The organism is Enterococcus sp. DIV1090 (assembly GCF_050537975.1).
Lineage (GTDB): Bacteria > Bacillota > Bacilli > Lactobacillales > Enterococcaceae > Enterococcus > Enterococcus faecalis.
The window spans coordinates 492,031-514,145 of the sequence record NZ_CP172917.1 but is presented as its reverse complement, the minus strand read 5'-3'; the positions used below and the strand labels follow the sequence as shown (position 1 = coordinate 514,145).

Sequence of the window (22,115 nt, the reverse complement as noted above, 5' to 3'; positions counted from 1 at the left end):
GCATTGACATTTTTGTCAATGCTGTTTTAATTGCTGAATTATACTATATAACTCTGTGTTATTTTAATACAAACTCAATTTCTGTTTTATCAGTAAAATTAGCTTCAAACTCAAATTGTTTTACTTGTTCATTCACGGCTAACTTTTTCGTAATGTGTTCTTTAATTTGTTCATTTGTAGCTGTTTTGATTGACAATCCATCTAAAAGAGTCATGATTTTGTCTTGTGCTGCCTTACCTTCTAATTCTAAATCAGCAGATTCATCTTCATACGTTGCTTCAATTGTTCCGTTCGATTTTATTTCATAGGTGAACTCAATTTCATTTTCGTCGTATTCGATTTCTACATCAATCTCTTGAAGACTGGCAACAGTTGGTGTCGGTGTGGTTAGTTCATTGTCTGCTGTTTCATGGTCCCCACCAACTTCAGGAGTTACAGTTTCCCACTTAAAGGTACCAATTTTAGCTGTTGCTAGATAGGGATTATTAATGGTAATGACTTTCAATTGAAGGTCTGAATGGTTGGCGATATCTGTTAAAATCCCCAGAGCCTGATATGTATTTTGTGTAAAACGTGTCGCAATATTTTGCGCATCAATTGTGGAATAGCCTAATGTTTCCCAGGTGATTTGTTGCTTTAATTCCTGATGAACGGCTTGTACTGTCGCCGGCTCCAATTGAATGCCCGTTGCTTCTTTTAAGTCTTTCTTGGTAAAGCCCATTACTTTTTCATGGTCTGATTGTGAAATTAAGGTCGCTGCTTCCATTGTGTTACTATGTACAAAAGGTGTGATTCCGATAGCTAAGACCATTCCTGCTGTTAATAAACCTGTTGTTATTTTTTTGTTTTTCATTTAAGACTTCCCTTCGTGTTCATTGTTATTTTGTTAACAAACATAGTATATCTTTTAATTACACATTAAGTCAACATTTATTTTTAATTTTCGTTAAAAAATATTTGTTATTTTATAATAAAAGAACCTTGTTTCCCATAAAAACAAGATTCTTTATCTAATCATTAATGTTTATTTCAGAACACGTTTTAAATAATATCCTGTGTAACTGTCTTTGACTTTAGCAACTTCTTCTGGTGTTCCTGTCGCCACGATTGTCCCACCACCGTCGCCACCTTCTGGCCCTAGATCAATCACATGATCCGCAGATTTGATGACATCCAAGTTATGTTCAATCACTAAAACGGTATTGCCCGCTTCCACTAAACGCTCTAATACTAGAAGCAACCGCGCAATATCATCGGTATGCAAGCCTGTTGTTGGTTCATCCAGAATATAAAAGTTTTTCCCATTAGAATTTTTATGAAGTTCACTCGCTAGCTTCATCCGCTGTGCTTCCCCACCAGATAAAGTAGTTGCTGGCTGCCCCAATGTCACATAGCCTAAGCCTACATCCACAATTGTTTGCAATTTACGATGAATTTTAGGGATATGTTTGAAAAATTCTACGGCATCTTCCACCGTCATATCTAAAATATCAGAAATGTTTTTGCCTTTATAATGAACTTCTAACGTCTCAGAATTATAACGTTTGCCATGACAAACTTCGCACGGCACATAGACGTCAGGTAAAAAGTGCATTTCAATTTTGATGATACCATCCCCGCGACAAGCTTCACAACGGCCACCTTTGACGTTAAAACTAAAGCGACCTTTTTTATAGCCACGAACCTTAGCTTCATTTGTTTGGGCAAACAAATCGCGAATGTCATCAAAAACACTAGTATAAGTCGCTGGATTACTTCTTGGTGTTCGACCAATTGGACTTTGATCAATGTCAACAATCTTTTCAATGGCTTCATAGCCAGTGATACTTTTGTGTTTCCCAGGTTTATTGGAATTACGATTTAATTTTTGGGCCAGTGCTTTTTTTAAAATTTGATTGACTAAAGTACTTTTCCCTGAACCTGAAACGCCTGTGACAGCAACAAATTCACCCAGCGGAAATTCAACACTGACATTTTTTAAATTATTTTCACTGGCACCAGTGACTTTGATCGCTTTGCCATTACCTTTGCGACGTTCTTTTGGTACAGGAATCACTTTTTTCCCAGAAAGATATTGTCCAGTCAATGAATGCGGATTTTTAGCAACCTCTTCCGGCGTACCAGCGGCTACAATTTCACCGCCCAGATGTCCAGCACCAGGTCCCACATCAATCAAGTAATCCGAAGCCATCATTGTATCTTCATCGTGTTCCACCACAATTAATGTATTGCCTAAGTCCCGCATTTTTTTCAATGAGTCAATCAAGCGGTCGTTATCTCGTTGATGCAAACCAATTGACGGTTCATCTAAAATGTAAAGGACGCCTGATAAGTTTGATCCAATTTGTGTTGCTAAGCGAATTCTTTGTGCTTCTCCGCCAGAAAGTGTACCAGCAGCTCGACTTAAGGTTAAGTAATCTAACCCGACATTTTTTAAGAAGGTTAACCGATCTTCGACTTCTTTTAAAATTGGCCGAGCAATCGTTGTTTCTTGTTCAGATAAAGACACACCTTCAAAAAATTGGACCGCATTTTTTATTGCTAATTCACTGACTTCACCAATGTGCGTGCCATTGATTTTTACAGCTAAAGCTTGCGGATTCAAACGATACCCTTGACAGCTTCGACAAGTCAATTCTGTCATGTATAACCGCATTTGATCTCGTGTAAAATCGCTATTTGTTTCATGATAACGTCGTTTAATATTTTTTAAAATCCCTTCAAATGGCACTTCCACATCACGAACACCACCAAAGTCATTTTCATAATGAAAATGAAAGTTTTTCTCGCCAGAACCATTTAAAATAATTTCTTGTTGCTCTGCAGGTAATTCTTCAAATGGCGTATCCATATCAATCCCAAAACTGGTGGCTGCTTGTTCCAACATTTGTGGATAATATTGGGAACTAATAGGGTTCCACGGAACAATGGCTCCTTCTCTCAAGGTTTTAGTGGGATCTGGAATCACTAAGTCTTTGTCCACTTCTAATTTAACACCTAAACCATCACAATCGGGACAAGCGCCAAATGGTGCATTAAATGAAAACAAGCGCGGTTCCAATTCACCGACTGTGAACCCACAATAAGGACAAGCATAATGTTCACTAAACAACATCTCTTCTTGACCAATCACATCAACAATTGCGTAACCTTCAGCTAAACGCAAAGCCGCTTCAAACGAATCAAACAAGCGAGAGCGAATACCTTCTTTCACAACGATACGGTCAATCACAATCGCAATATCATGTTTTTTATTTTTTTCAAGTTCTGGTGCCTCACTAACATCATAGGTTTCACCATCCACCCGCATTCTGACATAACCTTCACGTTGGATCATTTCAAACACTTTTTTATGTTGGCCTTTTTTCTTGACCACAACAGGCGCCAAAATTTGAATTTTTGTTCGCTCTGGTAGCTCTAAGACTTTATCAACCATCTGTTCAACAGACTGACTGGTAATTTCAATATGATCGTTAGGACAAATTGGATGACCTACCCGAGCAAATAACAATCGTAAATAATCATTGATTTCTGTGACCGTCCCCACCGTTGAGCGCGGGTTTTTACTTGTCGTCTTTTGATCAATTGAAATAGCTGGACTTAAACCATCGATGCTGTCAACATCTGGTTTATCCATCTGTCCCAAAAATTGTCGCGCATAAGCAGAGAGACTCTCTACATAACGTCGTTGCCCTTCTGCGTAAAGCGTATCAAATGCTAATGAACTTTTGCCAGAACCAGATAGTCCAGTTACAACAACCATTTTGTCACGAGGAATCGTGACATCAATATTTTTTAAATTATGGGCGCGTGCACCATGAATCACAATTTTATCATTTGCCATATATGTTCTCCTTTTACTAAATCTCTTACGTCAAATCATTTCAAGTCATTCTATAGAGAAAAGATTAGTAAAAGATACGATGGTTCATCGTATCTTTTACTTAATCCGTTGGTTGACTTATTTGGCAGCTTTCAATTCAAGAATGGTATCTCGTAATGTGGCTGCAGTTTCGAAGTCTAACGCTTTGGCCGCATCTTTCATTTCTCTTTCAAGTTTCATTAATAAATCAGCTTTTTCTTGTCTTGATAAATCTTCATATGATTTATCCAATTGAACCACTGTTTCATCTTTATCAGCTGTTTTGGAAATAGAAATCAAATCACGAATTTCTTTAATAATTGTTTTTGGTTCAATGCCATGTTCTTCATTATATGCTTCTTGGATTGCCCGACGTCGTGCCGTTTCATCCATAGCTCGTTGCATCGAATCGGTGATTTTATCTGCATACATAATGACTTTTCCTTCGGCGTTCCGGGCAGCCCGTCCCATCGTTTGCACTAATGAGCGTTCACTACGTAAGAAGCCTTCTTTATCCGCATCTAGAATCGCAATTAAGGAAACTTCTGGCACATCGATTCCTTCACGTAATAAGTTAATACCTATTAGAATATCAAATTCGCCTAATCGTAAATCGCGAATAATCTCCGTTCTTTCCAGTGTTTTTATATCACTATGCAAATATTTAACTTTTAAGCCTAATTCTTTGAAATAGTCGGTTAAATCTTCGGCCATTTTCTTCGTTAAGGTTGTGACAAACACCCGCTGATCTTTTTCGATCCGTTCATGAATTTCGCCCACCAAGTCATCAATTTGACCCATAATTGGGCGGATTTCTACTTCTGGATCTAGTAAACCTGTTGGCCGAATGATTTGTTGAACAACCGTCTCTGTTTGTTCCATTTCATAAGGGCCTGGTGTTGCCGATACATAAACAATTTGGTTTACATGTTGTTCAAATTCTTCTAAACGAAGCGGTCGGTTATCAAGTGCACTTGGTAAACGGAAACCATAGTCCACTAACATTTGTTTCCGTGCTCGGTCGCCATTATACATCCCTCTAATTTGCGGCATTGTTACATGAGACTCATCGATTACAAGTAAGAAGTCATCTGGGAAAAAGTCCAACAGCGTATACGGCGGCTCTCCCTCTTGGCGACCGTCCATATGTCGAGAGTAATTCTCAATCCCTGACGTATAGCCCATCTCTCTCATCATCTCAATATCATAGTTAGTTCGCTGTTCCAAACGTTGGGCTTCCAATAATTTGTTTTCACTGCGAAGCACTTTCAAACGTGCCTCTAATTCTTCTTGGATCTGCGAAATGGCGTGTTCCATATGTTCTTCGTTCGTCACGAAGTGTGTTGCCGGAAAAATAGCGACATGCTCTGTTTCGCCGACAATTTCACCAGTTAACGCATCTACTTCACGAATTCGATCAATTTCGTCTCCGAAAAATTCAACACGTAGCGCATGCTCATCCCGTGAAGCTGGGAATATCTCAACCACATCACCGCGGACACGAAAACGCCCCCGTTGAAAATCAATATCATTTCGTTCGAATTGAATATCGACTAAGCTTTTTAGTAACTCATTACGATCCATTTCCATTCCCACACGTAATGAAACAACTTGTTGACTGTATTCCCGCGGATCCCCTAAACCAAAAATACAAGAAACTGATGCTACCACGATGACATCGTTTCGTTCCAATAAAGAACTTGTCGCTGAATGGCGTAGTTTATCAATTTCATCATTAATACTGGAATCTTTTTCAATATATGTATCACTTGAGGGTACATATGCTTCTGGTTGATAATAATCATAGTAACTGACAAAATACTCGACCGCATTATCTGGGAAAAATTCTTTAAATTCCCCGTATAATTGTCCAGCTAGTGTTTTATTATGTGCAATCACTAATGTTGGTTTGTTCACTTCTTGAATCACATTAGAGATTGTAAATGTTTTACCTGTTCCGGTCGCTCCAAGTAAAATTTGAGCTTTTTCTCCACCTTTGACACCGTCAACTAGTTCAGCAATAGCGGCTGGCTGATCTCCGGCAGGCTCATATTTAGAAGCCAAATGAAAGGTATTGGAAGTTTCTCTTTCGATCATTTATAACTCCCCCTCAAAGTGTCTAATTTCTCTTAAATTATCGGCCCATTCTGGCAGAATGTCCACTTATTAGTTTAACATACCGAACATATTTTCGCCACTTTTGCTGTTTCGGACTTCAACTGATCTTAATCTTTTGTTCTTAATTTCTATGTTACATTTTGTAACATACAATGTAAGGAAATTAGAGTTTTTTTCTCTTTTTAGCGTTCAAATACTTGTCAGCTTCCTATTTCTTACTATATAATTGTTCAATATGCAAAACTAGGAGGTATTTTATGAAAAGGAAACACTTTTTACTTTCTTTCTTTGTGATGATGGTAACTCTGCTAACATTCATTAGTGGCACTTCAGCACATGCAGAAGGAAAGAAATATACAATTGGAACGGATTTAACATTCGCCCCTTTTGAATTCCAAGACTCAAAAGGAAAATACATTGGTATTGACGTTGATTTATTAGATGCGATTGCCAAAGATCAAGATTTTGAAGTGGATTTAAAACCATTAGGCTTCGATAGTGCAGTCCAAGCGATTCAATCTAAACAAATTGATGGCATGATTGCTGGAATGAGTATTACGGATGAGCGAAAAAAATCCTTTGATTTTTCAGATCCATACTTCGATAGCGGTTTACAATTAGCGGTTAAAAAAGGAAACGACAAAATTAAATCATATGATGATTTAAAAGGCAAAACGGTTGCGGCTAAAGTTGGAACTGAAAGTGCCAACTTCCTTGAAAAAAATAAAGAGAAATATGACTACACCATCAAAAATTTTGACGATGCAACGGGTCTTTATAAAGCCTTAGAAAACGGCGAAGCGGATGCAATCGTTGATGATTATCCTGTATTGGGCTACGCAGTTAAAAATGGCCAAAAATTACAATTAGTTGGCGATAAAGAAACAGGCAGTTCTTATGGTTTCGCAGTGAAAAAAGGTCAAAACCCTGAATTAATCAAAAAGTTCAACGCTGGTTTGAAAAATCTTAAAGACAATGGTACTTATGATAAAATTTTAAACAACTACTTAGCGACAGGCGATGAAACAAACACACAAGACGCTGGCGAACAGATGAAAAAAATCACTCCTAAAAAAGAGAAATATGTGATTGCTAGTGATTCTACATTTGCTCCGTTTGAGTTTCAAAATGCCCAAGGCGATTATGTCGGAATTGATGTAGATTTAGTCAAACGTGCAGCTGAATTGCAAGGTTTTACTGTTGAATTTAAATTTATTGGTTTTAGTTCTGCTGTCCAAGCTGTTGAATCTGGTCAAGCAGATGGGATGGTTGCAGGCATGACGATTACGGATGATCGTAAAAAAGCCTTCGACTTCTCTGTTCCTTACTTTGATAGCGGCATTCAAATTGCGGTCAAAAAAGGCAATGACAAAATTAAATCGTATGATGATTTAAAAGGCAAAAAAGTCGGCGTAAAAATTGGTACTGAAAGTGCTGATTTCTTAGAAAAAAATAAAAAGAAATATGATTACTCAATTAAGTATTTAGACACAACTGATGCATTATACAGTGCATTAGAAATTGGCGAAGTTGATGCCATGATGGATGATTATCCTGTCATTGGCTATGGGGTTGCGCAAAATCAACCACTAGCGACACCAATTCCTCGTGAAAAAGGTGGTTCTTACGGTTTTGCTGTCAAAAAAGGGCAAAATCCTGAACTACTTGAAATGTTTAACGAAGGCTTAAAAGAAATGAAACGTACAGGTGAATACGATAAAATTATCGGCACTTACGTGAAAGATGGCAACGAAGCCAAAGAAGAAACAGCTGACGAATCTACGTTTGTTGGCTTCATGCAAAACAACTGGAAACAATTGTTACACGGTTTATGGATGACGATTCTATTAACGTTGATTTCCTTCGTACTTGCTTTAATTGTCGGCGTTATTTTTGGGCTATTCAGCGTTTCACCAATCAAAGCATTACGTGTACTTTCAACCATTTATGTTGATTTAATTCGTGGAATTCCTTTAATGGTCTTAGCGTTCTTCATCTATTTCGGATTACCTGGTGTGCTTGGCTTTAATATCCCGGTCTTCATTGCCGGGATTATCACATTAACTTTAAATGCCAGTGCCTATATTTCTGAAATTGTGCGCGGCGGAATCAAAGCTGTTCCAGTTGGCCAAATGGAAGCTTCAAGAAGTTTGGGTCTTTCCTATAATCGGACAATGCAAAAAATTATTTTACCACAAGCGATTCGCATTATGATTCCTTCATTCATTAACCAATTTGTTATTTCATTGAAAGATACAACTATCCTTTCAGCAATTGGCTTAATCGAACTACTACAAACAGGAAAAATTATTGTTGCTCGGACATTACAAAGTACAATGGTTTACTTCGTTATTGCGTTAATCTACTTAATTTTAATTACTAGCTTAACTAAATTAGCGAAAAACCTTGAAAAGAAGGTGAACTAATATGACTGAAAAAATCTTAGTTGAACATTTAGTAAAAAAATATGGTGACAACACGGTCTTAAACGACATTAATGTTTCTATTAACGAAGGCGATGTAGTCTGCGTCATCGGTCCTTCTGGTTCTGGTAAAAGTACTTTTTTACGTTGCTTGAATCAATTAGAAGAAGCTTCTAGCGGAGACATTATTATTGATGGTGCGAACTTGACAGATAAAAATACGGACATCAACCAAGTCCGTCAACATATCGGCATGGTTTTCCAACATTTCAATTTGTTCCCACATTTATCTATTTTAGAAAATATTGTTTTAGCACCAACCGATTTAGGCCGCTTATCAAAAGACGAAGCGGAGAAAAAAGCGTTAGAACTTTTAGAACGTGTTGGGTTGGCAGATAAAAAAGATGCCTATCCAGATTCTTTATCTGGTGGTCAAAAACAACGTGTCGCAATTGCACGTGCGTTAGCGATGAATCCTGATATTATGCTTTTCGATGAGCCAACATCAGCCCTTGATCCAGAAATGGTTGGCGATGTTCTTGGTGTAATGAAAGATTTAGCAAAACAAGGAATGACAATGGTCATCGTTACTCACGAAATGGGCTTTGCAAAAGAAGTGGCTAATCGAGTAATGTTCATTGATGGCGGTAACTTCCTAGAAGATGGTTCGCCAGAGCAAGTCTTTGAAAATCCTCAAAACCCTCGAACAAAAGATTTCTTAGATAAAGTATTAAATATTTAAACAAAAGCACTTGGCGCGCGCTAGCGCCCAAGTGCTTTATTTTATGGTTAAATTGTTTCCGTGACAGAGACAGATTGAACGTGCCCTTTTTCTTTTAAGAGATGGTGCAAGTTGGAATGCCAGAAATCTTCTTTGCCTACATAAGAAATCTTTGCTGTCACTGCCTCTTGTTCGGATTCCAAAGTCAATTCTACTAAGCGCTCCCCTTTTTCTAAAGAAGCTTGAAGTTGTTCATGCAGTCGGCTTTCTTTAATCATGGGTTCCTTCATTTTTACGATAAGCTGCAATCGTTTTAAAGGAGTTTTTCGTTTAAAATGGGCCAGAGCTAATACTAGCAAAGTTGCCACGAGATTGATAAATGCAATGGTTAAAAAGCCCATCCCAATGACTAAACCAATAATAGTAACATTCCACATCATTACTGCTGTCGTTAACCCAGAAACTTTCCTTTCTCTAAAAACGATAATCCCCGCACCGAGAAAGCCTACACCACTAATCACTTGGGCGCCATATCGTGTAATATCCATAGAAATAATGGATGCCAAGGCGCTATTTTGTTTCACCACATCGACTAAAATATCCACCGATTGAATCTGTAAAATGGAAATCGTACAAGAGGCCAAACATAAAATGGCATTACTACTGATACCGAAGCCTTTTCTTTTAATACTTCTTTCTAACCCAATCAATGCTCCAAAAACCACGGCTAGAGCCATCCGAATGACAACGTCGGTGAGAGAAAGTTCAATCATTTTTAAAGAATTCATCGCTTTCTCTCCTTTCTTGCAAGTGACTATTTGACTTATTTTGTATTAACTAATAAACGCAAGCCATTAAAAATGACCACTAAGGTACTTCCTTCATGAATAAGTACGCTAAATGCGATATTCGCAATACCTAAAAAGTTCAAGATAATCAACGTTGCTACCACTAACATTGAAAAAATAATATTTTGCTGCACAATTTTATTCAAGCGTTTTGAGACACGGTGAGCATAGCCTAATTTAGAAAGATCATTTTTCATCACTACCACGTCTGCAACATCGATAGCAATGTCTGTACCATCCCCCATCGCCACTCCGATGTCAGCATTCACTAAAGCGGGCGCATCGTTAATGCCATCACCAACCATCCCTGTCATTCCTACTTCGCGTTTTAATTGATCAACAATCGCTGATTTTTCCTCAGGTAAAACATTAGCAAAAACTTGGTCCACGCCTACTAAGCGACCAACTGCTTCACCCGTAAGTTTTGCATCTCCTGTAATCATTGTTGTTTCAATATTTTGTGACTTGAAATAGTGAATGGCGTTCATTGCTTCTTCATTAGGAACATCCATCAATGCCACTAAACCAATCACTTGTTCATTTTCGGCAAAGTACACTACCGTTTTGCCTTCACTCGCTAATTTCGTTGTTTGTTTCTCAATGATTGTTGGCACTTGTTCGAAACTAGATGGTTTACCAATTCTAAAAGTTGTGTCTGCAATGGTCGTTACTAAACCCACCCCGACAATATTTTCTACTTCTAAATTTAAAGCCGTTGTTTCTGCTTCAAAGCGATTAACAATCGCCGTCGCCAATGGATGATTGGATTTTTTCTCCATATTTGTTAAAACAGCTACTAATTCGTCTTGGCGATCTTCTAAGCCATCAACAAAAAGATAATCTGTGACCTCAGGTTTGCCTTTTGTTAGTGTGCCTGTTTTATCAAAAGCGAGTGCTTTCACTTCAGCTAAATTTGATAAGAATGAGCCACCTTTAAACAAAACGCCTTGTTTCGCTAAATTGGAAATTCCTGATAAAGTTGCCGGAACGGCACTCGCTGCTAATGCACAAGGGGAGGCAGCAATTAAGAAGACCAAGCCTCTGTAAAAACTTTCAGCCCAAGTCAATTGGAAAAGTAATGCGCCACCTAAAACAATTAGTGGAAAAACTGCTAAAACTAGTGTGACATATTTTGGTTCAAATCGTTTAATTTTGCTTGCAATTTCTGATTGATTTTCTTGTGATTGGTTCACGAGCTGTACGATTTTTGCAAAAACTGTTTCTGAACTATCTTTCGTTACTTCAACAACAATTGTGCCTGAACCGTTCATGGTACTACCAAAAACTGCGTCCCCGCTATTTTTTTCTTTGGGAATACTTTCCCCATTAATAGATGATTCATCCACAGCGGTACTTCCTTCAATCACGACGCCATCTGTCGGAATTTGCGCACCATTGAGGACTTGCACGCGGTCACCAATCTTCAATTGTTCAACTGACACAGTTTGAATTGAGCCATCGTCTGTTATCAATCGAGCTTCTGTTGGATTTAAATTTAATAGTTTTGTAATTTCACGTTGGCTTTTGCCTTGAGCGTAATCTTCAAGGAAATGCGCCGCCGCAAAAATCAAAATCAACAATGCTGATTCTTCAAAACTTCCCATTAATGCTGAACCAACTGCAGCTAAGGTCATTAACAAATGAATATTAGGCGAAAACTTTCGATTGTTTTTCGTATCCCGATACGTATCTCCAAAGCCTTCCCCAATAATATGATAACCAGCTAAAATAGCAGCTAACGAGAAAAGAATATTTTTCACTAAGAGCATGTTCCCTAAAAATAAACCGATAAAGAAAAGAGCCAATCCTGTAAAAAAGAGAATAACTGGAACGTTTTTACCTTTTTCTTCATGTGTGTGTGCACCTGTTTGTTTTGACATTGTTATGCGCCTCCTCATTAATGTTTTCCTATTCATATGAATGTATATTCATATTATAAAACACTTGGGTGGTTTTGTAAAGACTTAAACACAAAGACAAGCGATGATTCTATTCGATAGGATCACCGCTTGTCTTTGTCGATTCTTTTTGTTGTTGATATTTTTCTTCTTGAATAGTCAATAATGATTGCGTTAAATTAACCCAATCAATCGAACGAGGTGGATCCAGCCAAACCATAACTTTACTCTGTTCTTCTTGATACAAGTTATTTAAATTGGTAATCACCACATCTGGTAAGATATCTGATAGCGGGTCAATAATTTCTACATTTAAATTCACATAGACGGATAAATTTTTTTTGATGAATTGGTTATACTCTTTTCCATAAGAAAAATCAATTAGGACCTTGGCTGGCTCTGCAATTAAATGAACCGGAACATGATTAATTAGCAACAATAGATAGTTAAAAAACAAACAGTGATTGGCTTTCGCAATTTTTTTATGTTTTGCTGTTAACCAACGAATATATTCAATTAAATAAAAATAAAATTCCGGATATGTTTGCTTAAAAAACTGTAAATCCATTTCAAAATCGTCAAACATATTAATCGGAAAGTAAATAACATTGAAATGAATAATTGCTAACCCTTCTTCTAGAGTATTCCTTGTTGACTCCTCTAAACAATTAAATGCTTTTTCAAAACTTCCAATGAAAACACGAGTTAGGCTTTCAATCGTAGGATCTTCGTGAATGACATATTTTTTCTCTAGTTTGCCATGCAAATACAAGAAAAAAACAATCGTATACGTTAATGATTTTGAGGACAATGCCCATGCCACTTGTGATTTTTTTATTAGTTCCTCTGAAAATGTATTCAGTGCGCGTGTATCGATCCCTTCCACCGCACGTCCTTCGTTGTTAATCATAATAGCTAAATAATGGAAAAAATTGCGTCGCTCATAGGTGGTGAAAGTATAGTTTAACTCAACAGACTGTAATACACGTTTCGCTTCATTATAGACTTTTACCGAATATAGTTCAGAAATTGGTTGATTGGAAAGCGTGAACAATTTATACAAAAAAAATGAAATTGCTTTTTGATTGCCGACAATTTCCCGTTTACTAAAATAGATCTGATACTCCTTTAAGGCTTTTTTTAGCCGCTGTAAGGTACTATACGCCACAGAGGTGCTGACATGATTACATTCAGCAAACTTTGTCAAACTATAATTTCCTCTAAAGTAAGACAACACTAATTTAAAAGAGAGCGATTCTGTTAAGTATTTCGTGAGCAAAAGTTTACTTGAATAGTTTCCATCAATTTCAAGTGTAACATCTACATCAGAAACGACTAAAGTTAAGCTGTCGCTTAACTTTAGATTGTCAATATCTGCTTTTAATTTTTCTAATGTTTTTTTGACTAAAAAATTCGACATCGATAATTCTTCGCGAAGTGCAATAAAAGTACTTGATAGCGTGGGACTTTCTTCTAAATGCCTTAGCAAGGAATAACTTCGTTGATCTTCTTTATTTAAAAAAATTTCATAATTCATCATTTATCAATTCTTTCTCCCATAAATAGCCGTTCCTACTAATTCCCGTATGAAATTTAAGTAAAAAGTGTTTTGCCCCTCCGTTCCAGCACCGCCTGTGCTATTTGGTACAATGGTGATATGGCTAGCATCAAATAATTCATCCGTGAAAAATACTTGATGCTGACTTTTCTTGGAAGAAGGCCTTTCTTCATTTGTTTTTGGATTATTGGTTTTCACTTCTTTTTTACTAACGTCTTCGTTACTTTCTTCCGCTTGCGTTTCGCTAGTAATAGTACTTTCATTTGTTTCTTCCATTTTTTCTGGTGTGCCAGTATTCTCAATCGGATAAATTTCTTCTGTTGGATTGGTCGGATTATAAATTGGATTCCGTTCTTCTGCTGCTTGCACATTGGTTACTTGAAAAAACGAGAGTAACAATGTACTCCATAATAGTAAATGTTTGTATTTATCCATTTTTCTCACATATATTGCCAAATACTTTAGCTACATAACAAAATAAAAAATATAACTAGTAAAGTGGTATCAGACGATATTTAACAATACTCCTTCTTATTATTTCTTTTTTTGAGTTAGGTTTGTTGAATAAACTGCATGTTTGATAAGTAAAAACAAACAAAAACGTTGCCGATAATCAAATCAAAAATTAACTACTCTTTATATTTCTCTTTCGTTTTTTTCCTGTTTCTTTTTTCGCCAAATCAACCAGGCAATGATTAAAATTACTATCAATAATAGTAGTAAGCCAATCATCAAATATAAATTCGAATGATTTTCTTTTAAGGTGACATCTTTTTCATTTAATTCTTTGGCAACTTCACCATTAATTGTAAAGTCTTTTTCAAATTGCCATTGATTTCTAAAAGATATCGATTCATTGTTTATTGATTTTTTAAATGAGCCTGCAGCATCTTTATTCCCAACAACGGTCATAGACAAATGGTAATCTCCTGGCTTAAGCGGTTGCCCTTTTAGCGCAATGGGAACAGAAAAATTGGTATTTGGTGCAATTTGCATGTTTGCTTTTTCCTCTTTATATAAAACTTCTTCATGCCCCTTTTTGGTAATCTCTGCCGAAAAGGCAACTTGGTTAATATATGTTTTTTGATCATTTTGTAGATTGACTAAAATCACATTTCTAGCATTAATCTGTCCTGGTGAGACTTTTTTCAAAAGTAAATTCGGCTCAACCTTTTTTTTGTTTTGTTGCATCAATAATGCAACGACATACGAATATTCATTTTTAATGGATAACCCCTGACTCTTATCGTCTTGACGTTTGCCTTCATCTGACGTTTCTTCTTTAAAAGTGATACCACTAGCTAACACTCCATCAAAGGGTGTATTAGGCATTTTGACGTTAATAGAAACCGTTTGTTCACTTTTCGGTTTTAAACGAACTGAGCTAGGGTATTGAACGTAGTCTTTTATATCAAACGCTAAACTTTGATCTTTTTTCCCCTTATTTTCACCATACTCCACGATTACATTTGAATTGGTAATGGCACTATTGATGGAAATACCTACCTTTACTTCTTTATCTGTATCATTGCGCAAGTTCACTTTCAACTCAGTTTCTTCATTTGGTGCTAGTAATAAATCAAAGTAAGTTTTTTCTTTATCTACTTGTTTTTCTGATGGAATAGGCGTAACCGCAAAATTAAATTCACTGGCAAAACCATTGCTAGGTACTAACGCTAAAAGAATTAGTAGTATCGGGAAAAAAAGAAATCGTTGTTTTTTTCTGTTCAAATTATTTACTCCTTTTCTATATGTAGTGAATAGCAGGTAACCATGTTCCCCGCTATTCTTCTTTTAAAACTCGTTTAATTTCCTGGAGCGTCTGTCAACGTCCATGTTAATTTTGTGGCGTATTTTTCAGCGTATTTGGTTGTAGAACCTGGAACAGTTAACTCAATACTTTTAGCAGCTGTAGTTGCATCGGTTCCCCAATCAAATAAATAAGTTCCTGCACCGTTTCCTTTCGCTGCACTCATTACATCTGATTGACTACCATCTGAATTTAGCGTGATTGTGGCTGGGCCTGTTGGTTTGCCTGAATCTGAAGCAGTCACTACATTTCCGTTTTTAAACGTGATAGCTGCCCCAGTCAATTCTTTACCAGAAGTTGATTTAAATTGTCCTTCTTGTTTCACTTTTAATGACCAGCCAGCTTCGGTTCCACGGTTATCTGTTACTTGGACATAGTTAGGACCTTCTTTGACTTCATCGGTTGCGCCTACCGTCTTGTATTTTTGGGTAGCAGCAAAATAAGTCTGATCCTTCGACGTGATTTTTTGAACACCGAAGTCTAGACTTGACGCATAATCAATTGACAACGGACCGTTTGTTCCTGGATTAGGACCTTCAGGATCTGTTGGGTCAATAGGATCAACTGGATTAGTTGGATCCGTTGGGTCAACCGGATTAGTTGGCTCTTCACTTGGTGTAAATTCTACGATACCATTAGATGTATAACTACCGCCATCTTCTGCAAAGGCTTGAGAAGTCATGCCTAAGCTCCCTAAAATAAATGTGGATAAACATACTGTTGTTACTTTTTTCATTTTCTTTTCTCCATTCTTTTCTTTAATTTCCTGGCACATCTTCTAACGCCCAAGATAAACGAGCTTTAAATGTTCCAACTCTTTGATAAGCTACAGGAACATTGATTTGAATTCCTTGTTGTTTTGATTCATCAAGTAATGCTGTTAAATCTGTTTCACCTTTCTGATTACTTTCTAAAAGCGTAATTGCCTCATTTGTAATCTGAGAGCTTCCAGCAGTTGAAACGAAAGAAAAAACATCTGGCATTACAATTGAATCATTTGTTAACGGTTGCGTTTGCTTTAGTTGCAGGCGCCAATTATTTGCGTTACGTTCATCCACGACTTTGAGTCCTTCGGTGGGATGCCCAAGTTTAATTAGTGGTTGATTACGTATCTTTTCCGTACCAAAAGTAATCTGTTTTGGTGCCTCTTTAAAATATAGTTCCCCTAAACGATAGTAAAAATAAATATCTTTTGTTTCCTCTGTCATTGTTCCTTCCGCATTGCCTGAGTCTTTTGTAAAAACATAGCCAGAAATATCTAGGGGTTCTTCTTGATAGGGTGTACCAATTTTCCCTGTTACACTTTTAGGTGGAGCAATATCTTTACCTTCCGCGTCTTTATAAAAAACGGTTACTGTTTTTTCTGTTGGTTTAGGAATAGTAATCGTTACATTATTTGACTTTTGCAGTAAGGTTCCTTCTTCATAATAGTCAAAGTTCATAGTTAAAACTTTTTCGGACGTATTATCTTGAAGGGTTGTTTTTAATTCAATCATCATGTCCTTCTTTAAGACTAGGTAGTCATTTAAAGTAATTGTTAAGTGATTCCCTGTTTGTGTCAGATCTTTGGCTGCTACCTTTTTACCATCAATCGTTAATGAATTTTCTTCATATGCTAATTCATCAGGTAAGTCAATGCTTACTTGCGGTTGACGATCTTCGATAAAGTCATTGTCAATATTCAACGTATTCCGTAGTCTCACCTGATCATTTTTCACTGCTTCAACAGCTGAGCTAAACTCCTGACCATTCACGCTAAGGGCTGCTTGTGACGTAACGTTGGTAGGAATTTGTGTCATTGCTAAAGCATTCTCTTGGTATTTGCCACCTGTAGAGGATGTAAAGCCCCAATAAACCGTTGTTGCGCCAAATTGTGCATTTAAATCTGAAACTACATACGTATTCGTGCCCACACCTTCTAAATCATATGTTAATGCTTTGGTTGCGGCATTCCAATGAACAGTCAACATGCGCCAGGTTCCATTAGATAGATAGGTTGGCGTAACGGTGACGCCTGAATGCTCCCCTGTATAGCTGTTGTTATTAGCTTTCGGAGTGACAAAAGCTAAATGCCCATTTCCCTTATCTTGTGAAATTTCTCGGTCCATTCGGTTGGAACTACCAGTATTTTTATAGGTATCAAACTCAATCGATAAGGCATTTCTAACATAAGGTTGACCCGCTTTCGTGGAGTATGCACCGATTCCCATCCCAGGTGAACCAATGACTTCTTGAGGCGTTGTGGACATTCTAGGATCATTCGTTAAGGTAAAGGTCATACCATCACCAGCATTTGCATACTCGTTTCCTAAATACAAATAACTTTTAAAGGTAAAATCCGACAATAAACTGATTGGTTTTTTTGACCAAATAGCTCCTTTTTGTGATTTAACAGCTGGGTTTAGTTGTAATAACTTCCCACCTTCTAAAATACTTGTTGCATTTCCAATTGGCTCTTGAAATACCTTGTCGATTGGAATGATATTAGGATCATCAGGCAATGAAGTAGCGTATGGCGCAGCCAACATGCGCGGCTGTGGTTCAACTATCGCCGATTCCGTTGCACTGTTATCGTCATCCTTTTGTTGTTCGCTAGGTTCTAAAGTAGCCGTTGATTGGTCTGTTTCTGCTGGATGATTATCGGTTGTTGTTGTCGTTTCTAGGGAAGGTTCTTGCTCTAATGTTTCCGAGTGAGAAGGAGCGCTAGTTGCCTGATCATTGGCCGATTCCTCCACTATTTCCCGATTGACTTCGTTGATATTTGTCGAAGGATTACTAATCGCTTCGCTAGTAATAGGCGCAAGGAGTAGTAAGAATAAACTACTTGCCAAAAAGACTAGGCTTTGTTTGTTTCGCATCTCTCTTCACCTCTACTTTTTAAATTCCTGGTACATCCGTCAACGTCCACAATAATTTTGTTTGATATTTCACGGCATCTTTAGGAGTTGACCCTGGTACTGATAGCGCGACATCTTTTGTAACATTAACATTGTGTACCGTATTGGTTTCATCGCGTTCTGCAACCACTTCTACTTTGCCCCAATAAGTAGCCCAAGTTCCTGCACCGGTTCCTTGCTTCGCAGCTGCCACTAGCGATGCAGTTCCTGGAACAAGGGCAATCTTATTTGTTGCCTCTGGTTTCACAACATTTTGCGCATTACTATTAACAGTCGGGTTAGCTAAAGAAATTTGCGCACCTGTCAACTGACTATTTAAAGTCGCCTTTGTTGCTTTAAATTGCTCCTTTTGCGTAACCGTTAAAGACCAACCACTATTGGTTCCTCTATTATCAGAAATTTGCACAAAATTTGGTGTTTCTTTTTGATTTTCTTGATATTGCTGTGCTCTTGCAAAATATACTTGGTCTTTATTCGAAATACGATTTTTCCCAAAGTCAAAACTTGAAGCATAATCAATAGACAGCGGTCCTTGGGTACCAGGATTGGGACCTTCTGGGTCTGTCGGATCAATTGGTTTGACTGGCTTTTCTGGATCGGGATTTTCTGGATCAACTGGCTCTGTCGGATCTACGTTCGGAATAAATTCTACTAAACCATTCGAACGATACTCTTTTGGCTCTTCTGCCTTCGCTTGTAAGGACCAACCAGCAACTGCAAATGTACTGCATAGAACGATTCCTGTGAATTGTTTTTTCATTGCTTTTCTCCTTTATTTAATTATTAGCGGGCGTATCTTCTAATGCCCAAACTAACTTCGTTGAATATTGTTGTGCAAGCTTTACAGATTTTCCGGGAACGAATAGTTGGACAGCTTCTTTATTTGTTGCTTCATTTGAACCAAAGCGATAAACCCAAGTCCCAACCCCTGTTTCTTTTTTAGCGTTCATCGCTAGATTATTATTTACACCAGGTGTTAAGGAAATAGTACTACTGACTTCAGAAGGTTTATATTTTTCATCCACCATTGAGGCAGCTTCTGCCTTTGTAAACGTTAATTGAGCGCCGACTAGTTCCTCTCCAGTAGCTGTTTTAAATTGTTCAGGTTGGGAAAGCGTTAGTTTCCATCCTGCTAACGTTCCTCTTTTATCAGTTACTTGTACATAGGTTGGTTTTTTTGAACCATCTTTCATTTCATCTGGCGCAGCATAATACGTTTGATCTGCCGTAGAAATCTTTTGTGTACCAAATTTAAATTTTGACCCATAATCAATTGATAAGGCACCACCCGTTCCTGGCCCTGGAGGATCAATTGGGTCTACTGGATCAGTAGGATCGGGATTTTCTGGATCAACAGGCGGTGTGATTTCGTTATCGCCTGCTTCAAAAGTAATTGTGCCTTCCGTATTGTATTCTTTCGGAAAAGTTTCTGCTGCTGATGCGTTTATTGCTTGAAACCCTACGCCTAAAAGTATGGTTGCCGATGTAAGTAAAACAGTTTTTTTCATTAAATAAGCTCCTTCTCTCGTTTCATTTTATTAATTAAATAAATGACTACCCCAAACAAACTAACTCCTATCAAGGAATACAGCGGATTTTCAGACTCGCCTGTTTTAGGTAAAACTGCTTGTCCAGAAGCAGCTAAATTGTTTCTTCCCTGTTCTTCTGATTGTTGGGTATACGCTACGTCATTTGACTCTTTTTCATTCTCATAAACGTAGGTGCCATAGAAGCTCGCTTGACCATTTGATTCATAATTATTTTCTTCAGCCATAACGCTTTTTGTTTGCAACCCAATGATCAATAGCCCTAAACATACCAAACTAAACCTTTTTATGATTTTCATCTGAATTCCTCCTTCCCCATTTTCAACATTGACTGGCCCAGCCAATAAACATTATATAAAAGAAATATTTATTAGATTTTTTTATTTTTTTCAGACGCTTTTAAAAAATAAAATGGTTTAAGCTAAGAAAGCTTTAAAATCAACACTTTTAAAGACAAAAAAATAAACAAAAAAACTTCGAAAAATAATTTTCGAAGTTTTTTTGTTTATTTTTTTATTATTTTTATACTTCAACCGCTTCTAACAAAGCTAAACGTTCAGCAACTTCTGCTTCTGTTAAATTATGCTTTTTTACATAACGGTTGGCAGGATGCTGGCTACATTCTAATGAGCAGCCACCTAAATGTTTATGTTCATTTTCTTCTGAAGTTAAGATTTGACGATTACATTCTGGGTTTGCACAGTTAATGTAGCGTTCGCAAGGTGTTCCATCAAACCAGTCTTTCCCAATAACTTTTTTATCAACATGATTAATTTCGACACTGATTCGGTCATCAAAGACATACATTTTGCCGTCCCAAAGTTCGCCACGTGTTTCTGGATTTTTCCCATAATTGGCGATACCACCATGCAATTGAGCAACATCTTCAAATCCTTCTTTTAATAACCAGCCAGAAAATTTTTCACAGCGAATCCCGCCAGTACAATAGGTAACAATTTTTTTATCCATAAATTGTTCTTTGTTCTCGCGAATCCATTGTGGTAATTCACGGAAGCTACGGATATCTGGGCGCACGGCACCACGGAAATGACCTAAATCATATTCATAATCGTTACGAGCATCGATTACAACAGTGTCTTCGTCTAATAAGGCTTCTTTAAATTCTGCAGGTTCCAAATATTTCCCCGTCGTTTCCAATGGATCAACGTCTTCTTCTAAGTTCAACGCCACTAATTCAGAACGTGGGCGAACAAACATTTTGCGGAAGGCCATTTCTTCTGCTGGATCAATTTTAAAGAATGTATCCTTAAAGCGCTCATCTGCTTGCATTGCTTCCATATACTTTTCTGTTTCTTCGACAGTACCAGATAACGTTCCGTTAATCCCTTCTGTCGCTACTAAAATACGGCCTTTTAAGTTTAATGATTTGCAAAAGGCTAGATGCTCTTTCGCAAAAGCTTCTGGATCTTCAATTGTTGTATATTTGTAATAAAGTAATACTTGGTATTTCATCTTGTTTTCCCCTTTTGTATAAAGTCATTCTATCCCATTATACGGTGAATGAAAAAGGGAAAGCGATTATTTTGCTTGTGTATTTACACACAATAAAAAAGTAGCTTGTTGTTGCGTAATAATTATTACGCAACAACGAGCTACTTCTATCTACTACTCCTTTTCAGAAGTCGTAGCGAGTTGTTCTTGCAACTCACCTAAAAGTTCAATTTGAATATTTTGGATTTTTACCAAATTTTCTAGTTGATTATTGATAATATAATCCATTTTCTCATGTAATAAATTAATTTCTACCTCTGCTTTTAAGTTAATTTTATAATCATTATTCGCTTGTTCTCTATCACGGGCTTCTTGTCTGTTTTGACTCATCATAATAATCGGTGCTTGGATAGCTGCTAAACAAGATAAGGCAAGATTCAACAAAATATAAGGATATTTGTCAAATGGTTGTCCCAATAAAGTGGTAGAGTTAATCACGATCCAAGCAATCAACACGAAGCAAAAGAAGCCAATAAACACCCAGCTACCGCCAAATTTAGCAATGGTATCCGCTGCTCGTTGGCCAAAGGTTAATTTCTTTTCCATCTTTTCATTCATATTATTGGAAATCAGCTTATCTTCTTTGATGTGTTGAACCACTAATTCATTCAGTTGTTGGATTTTTTCAGAATCATTTGCGACCAATTGTTTCATGTAATCCAAACGATAATTAAGTAACTCCGCCAATGTAATCATCGATTCAGCTGTCAATTGTGGATTGTTTTGGAGAATAAAAGCTTGCGTTTCCTGTTCTATATCTTGAAGATAAATGTTTTTTTTCGTTGGTTCACCAATAACAACTTGTTTATTTTTTGATTGTTTCATCTTCGTCACTCCCTTTGATCGTTCTTCCCTTTATTTTAATATAAAGTCTCTCAGAAGAAACCTAAAAAGGCTTTGGGAGTGATCGTTGTTACTTCT

General features: G+C 37.1%; 17 protein-coding genes. 2 read left to right on the top strand and 15 right to left on the bottom strand.

Translation table 11 applies throughout. From position 1 onward, the window contains the following. Window positions 1–58: 58 nt before the first annotated feature. The 3 genes from IGL48_RS02535 to uvrB form a co-directional block, all read right to left on the bottom strand. Window positions 59–853, bottom strand: coding sequence for a YusW family protein (locus IGL48_RS02535; protein WP_002398108.1), 795 nt, complete (start codon window positions 851–853; stop codon window positions 59–61). Window positions 854–1,024: 171 nt separating this feature from the next. Further along, window positions 1,025–3,844, bottom strand: a complete 2,820-nt coding sequence (gene uvrA, locus IGL48_RS02530; protein WP_010821437.1) for an excinuclease ABC subunit UvrA — start codon at window positions 3,842–3,844, stop codon at window positions 1,025–1,027. Window positions 3,845–3,961: 117 nt separating this feature from the next. Further along, window positions 3,962–5,959: an excinuclease ABC subunit UvrB gene (uvrB, locus tag IGL48_RS02525; RefSeq protein WP_002355618.1), complete on the bottom strand. Its 1,998-nt coding sequence runs from the start codon at window positions 5,957–5,959 to the stop codon at window positions 3,962–3,964. Window positions 5,960–6,237: 278 nt separating this feature from the next. On the opposite strand from uvrB, the gene IGL48_RS02520 reads away from it, so the two are divergent. After that, on the top strand, window positions 6,238–8,406 hold the full coding sequence (locus IGL48_RS02520; RefSeq protein ID WP_002361277.1) for an amino acid ABC transporter substrate-binding protein/permease: 2,169 nt from the start codon (window positions 6,238–6,240) through the stop codon (window positions 8,404–8,406). A gap of 1 nt (window position 8,407) precedes the next feature. After that, on the top strand, window positions 8,408–9,145 hold the full coding sequence (locus tag IGL48_RS02515) for an amino acid ABC transporter ATP-binding protein (protein WP_002355616.1): 738 nt from the start codon (window positions 8,408–8,410) through the stop codon (window positions 9,143–9,145). Window positions 9,146–9,192: 47 nt separating this feature from the next. Here IGL48_RS02515 and IGL48_RS02510 read toward each other — a convergent pair whose 3' ends face one another. The 12 genes from IGL48_RS02510 to IGL48_RS02455 all read right to left on the bottom strand — a co-directional run bounded on the left by IGL48_RS02510 (window position 9,193) and on the right by IGL48_RS02455 (window position 22,019). Then, window positions 9,193–9,912, bottom strand: a complete 720-nt coding sequence (locus IGL48_RS02510) for an MgtC/SapB family protein (protein WP_002361276.1) — start codon at window positions 9,910–9,912, stop codon at window positions 9,193–9,195. Between the two features lie 35 nt (window positions 9,913–9,947). Beyond that, on the bottom strand, window positions 9,948–11,852 hold the full coding sequence (locus IGL48_RS02505) for a heavy metal translocating P-type ATPase (RefSeq protein ID WP_033594587.1): 1,905 nt from the start codon (window positions 11,850–11,852) through the stop codon (window positions 9,948–9,950). A gap of 109 nt (window positions 11,853–11,961) precedes the next feature. Further along, window positions 11,962–13,410: a helix-turn-helix domain-containing protein gene (locus IGL48_RS02500; protein WP_048949573.1), complete on the bottom strand. Its 1,449-nt coding sequence runs from the start codon at window positions 13,408–13,410 to the stop codon at window positions 11,962–11,964. Between the two features lie 3 nt (window positions 13,411–13,413). After that, window positions 13,414–13,863: a hypothetical protein gene (locus tag IGL48_RS02495; protein ID WP_002420007.1), complete on the bottom strand. Its 450-nt coding sequence runs from the start codon at window positions 13,861–13,863 to the stop codon at window positions 13,414–13,416. A gap of 201 nt (window positions 13,864–14,064) precedes the next feature. After that, complete coding sequence (locus tag IGL48_RS02490) at window positions 14,065–15,159, bottom strand: DUF916 and DUF3324 domain-containing protein (RefSeq protein WP_002361272.1); 1,095 nt, start codon at window positions 15,157–15,159, stop codon at window positions 14,065–14,067. A 74-nt stretch (window positions 15,160–15,233) separates the two neighbouring features. After that, entirely contained in the window at window positions 15,234–15,974 is a 741-nt protein-coding gene (locus tag IGL48_RS02485; protein WP_002355609.1) for a WxL domain-containing protein, read from the bottom strand. 22 nt (window positions 15,975–15,996) lie between these two features. Further along, on the bottom strand, window positions 15,997–18,096 hold the full coding sequence (locus IGL48_RS02480; protein WP_282853207.1) for a lectin-like domain-containing protein: 2,100 nt from the start codon (window positions 18,094–18,096) through the stop codon (window positions 15,997–15,999). Between the two features lie 19 nt (window positions 18,097–18,115). Next, window positions 18,116–18,895: a WxL domain-containing protein gene (locus tag IGL48_RS02475; RefSeq protein ID WP_002355607.1), complete on the bottom strand. Its 780-nt coding sequence runs from the start codon at window positions 18,893–18,895 to the stop codon at window positions 18,116–18,118. Between the two features lie 16 nt (window positions 18,896–18,911). Next, the gene (locus IGL48_RS02470; RefSeq protein WP_002358725.1) at window positions 18,912–19,643 is read right to left on the bottom strand and encodes a WxL domain-containing protein; all 732 of its coding nucleotides are present in this window, start codon (window positions 19,641–19,643) and stop codon (window positions 18,912–18,914) included. Beyond that, entirely contained in the window at window positions 19,643–20,026 is a 384-nt protein-coding gene (locus IGL48_RS02465) for an LPXTG cell wall anchor domain-containing protein (RefSeq protein WP_002379123.1), read from the bottom strand. The genes IGL48_RS02470 and IGL48_RS02465 overlap by 1 nt, the downstream gene beginning before the upstream one ends. A gap of 178 nt (window positions 20,027–20,204) precedes the next feature. Next, entirely contained in the window at window positions 20,205–21,155 is a 951-nt protein-coding gene (locus IGL48_RS02460) for a rhodanese-related sulfurtransferase (protein WP_002355603.1), read from the bottom strand. A gap of 153 nt (window positions 21,156–21,308) precedes the next feature. Then, window positions 21,309–22,019 carry a DUF1003 domain-containing protein gene (locus IGL48_RS02455; protein WP_010777422.1) on the bottom strand — a complete coding sequence of 237 codons (711 nt, stop codon included), beginning with the start codon at window positions 22,017–22,019 and terminating at the stop codon, window positions 21,309–21,311. Window positions 22,020–22,115 lie beyond the last annotated feature (96 nt).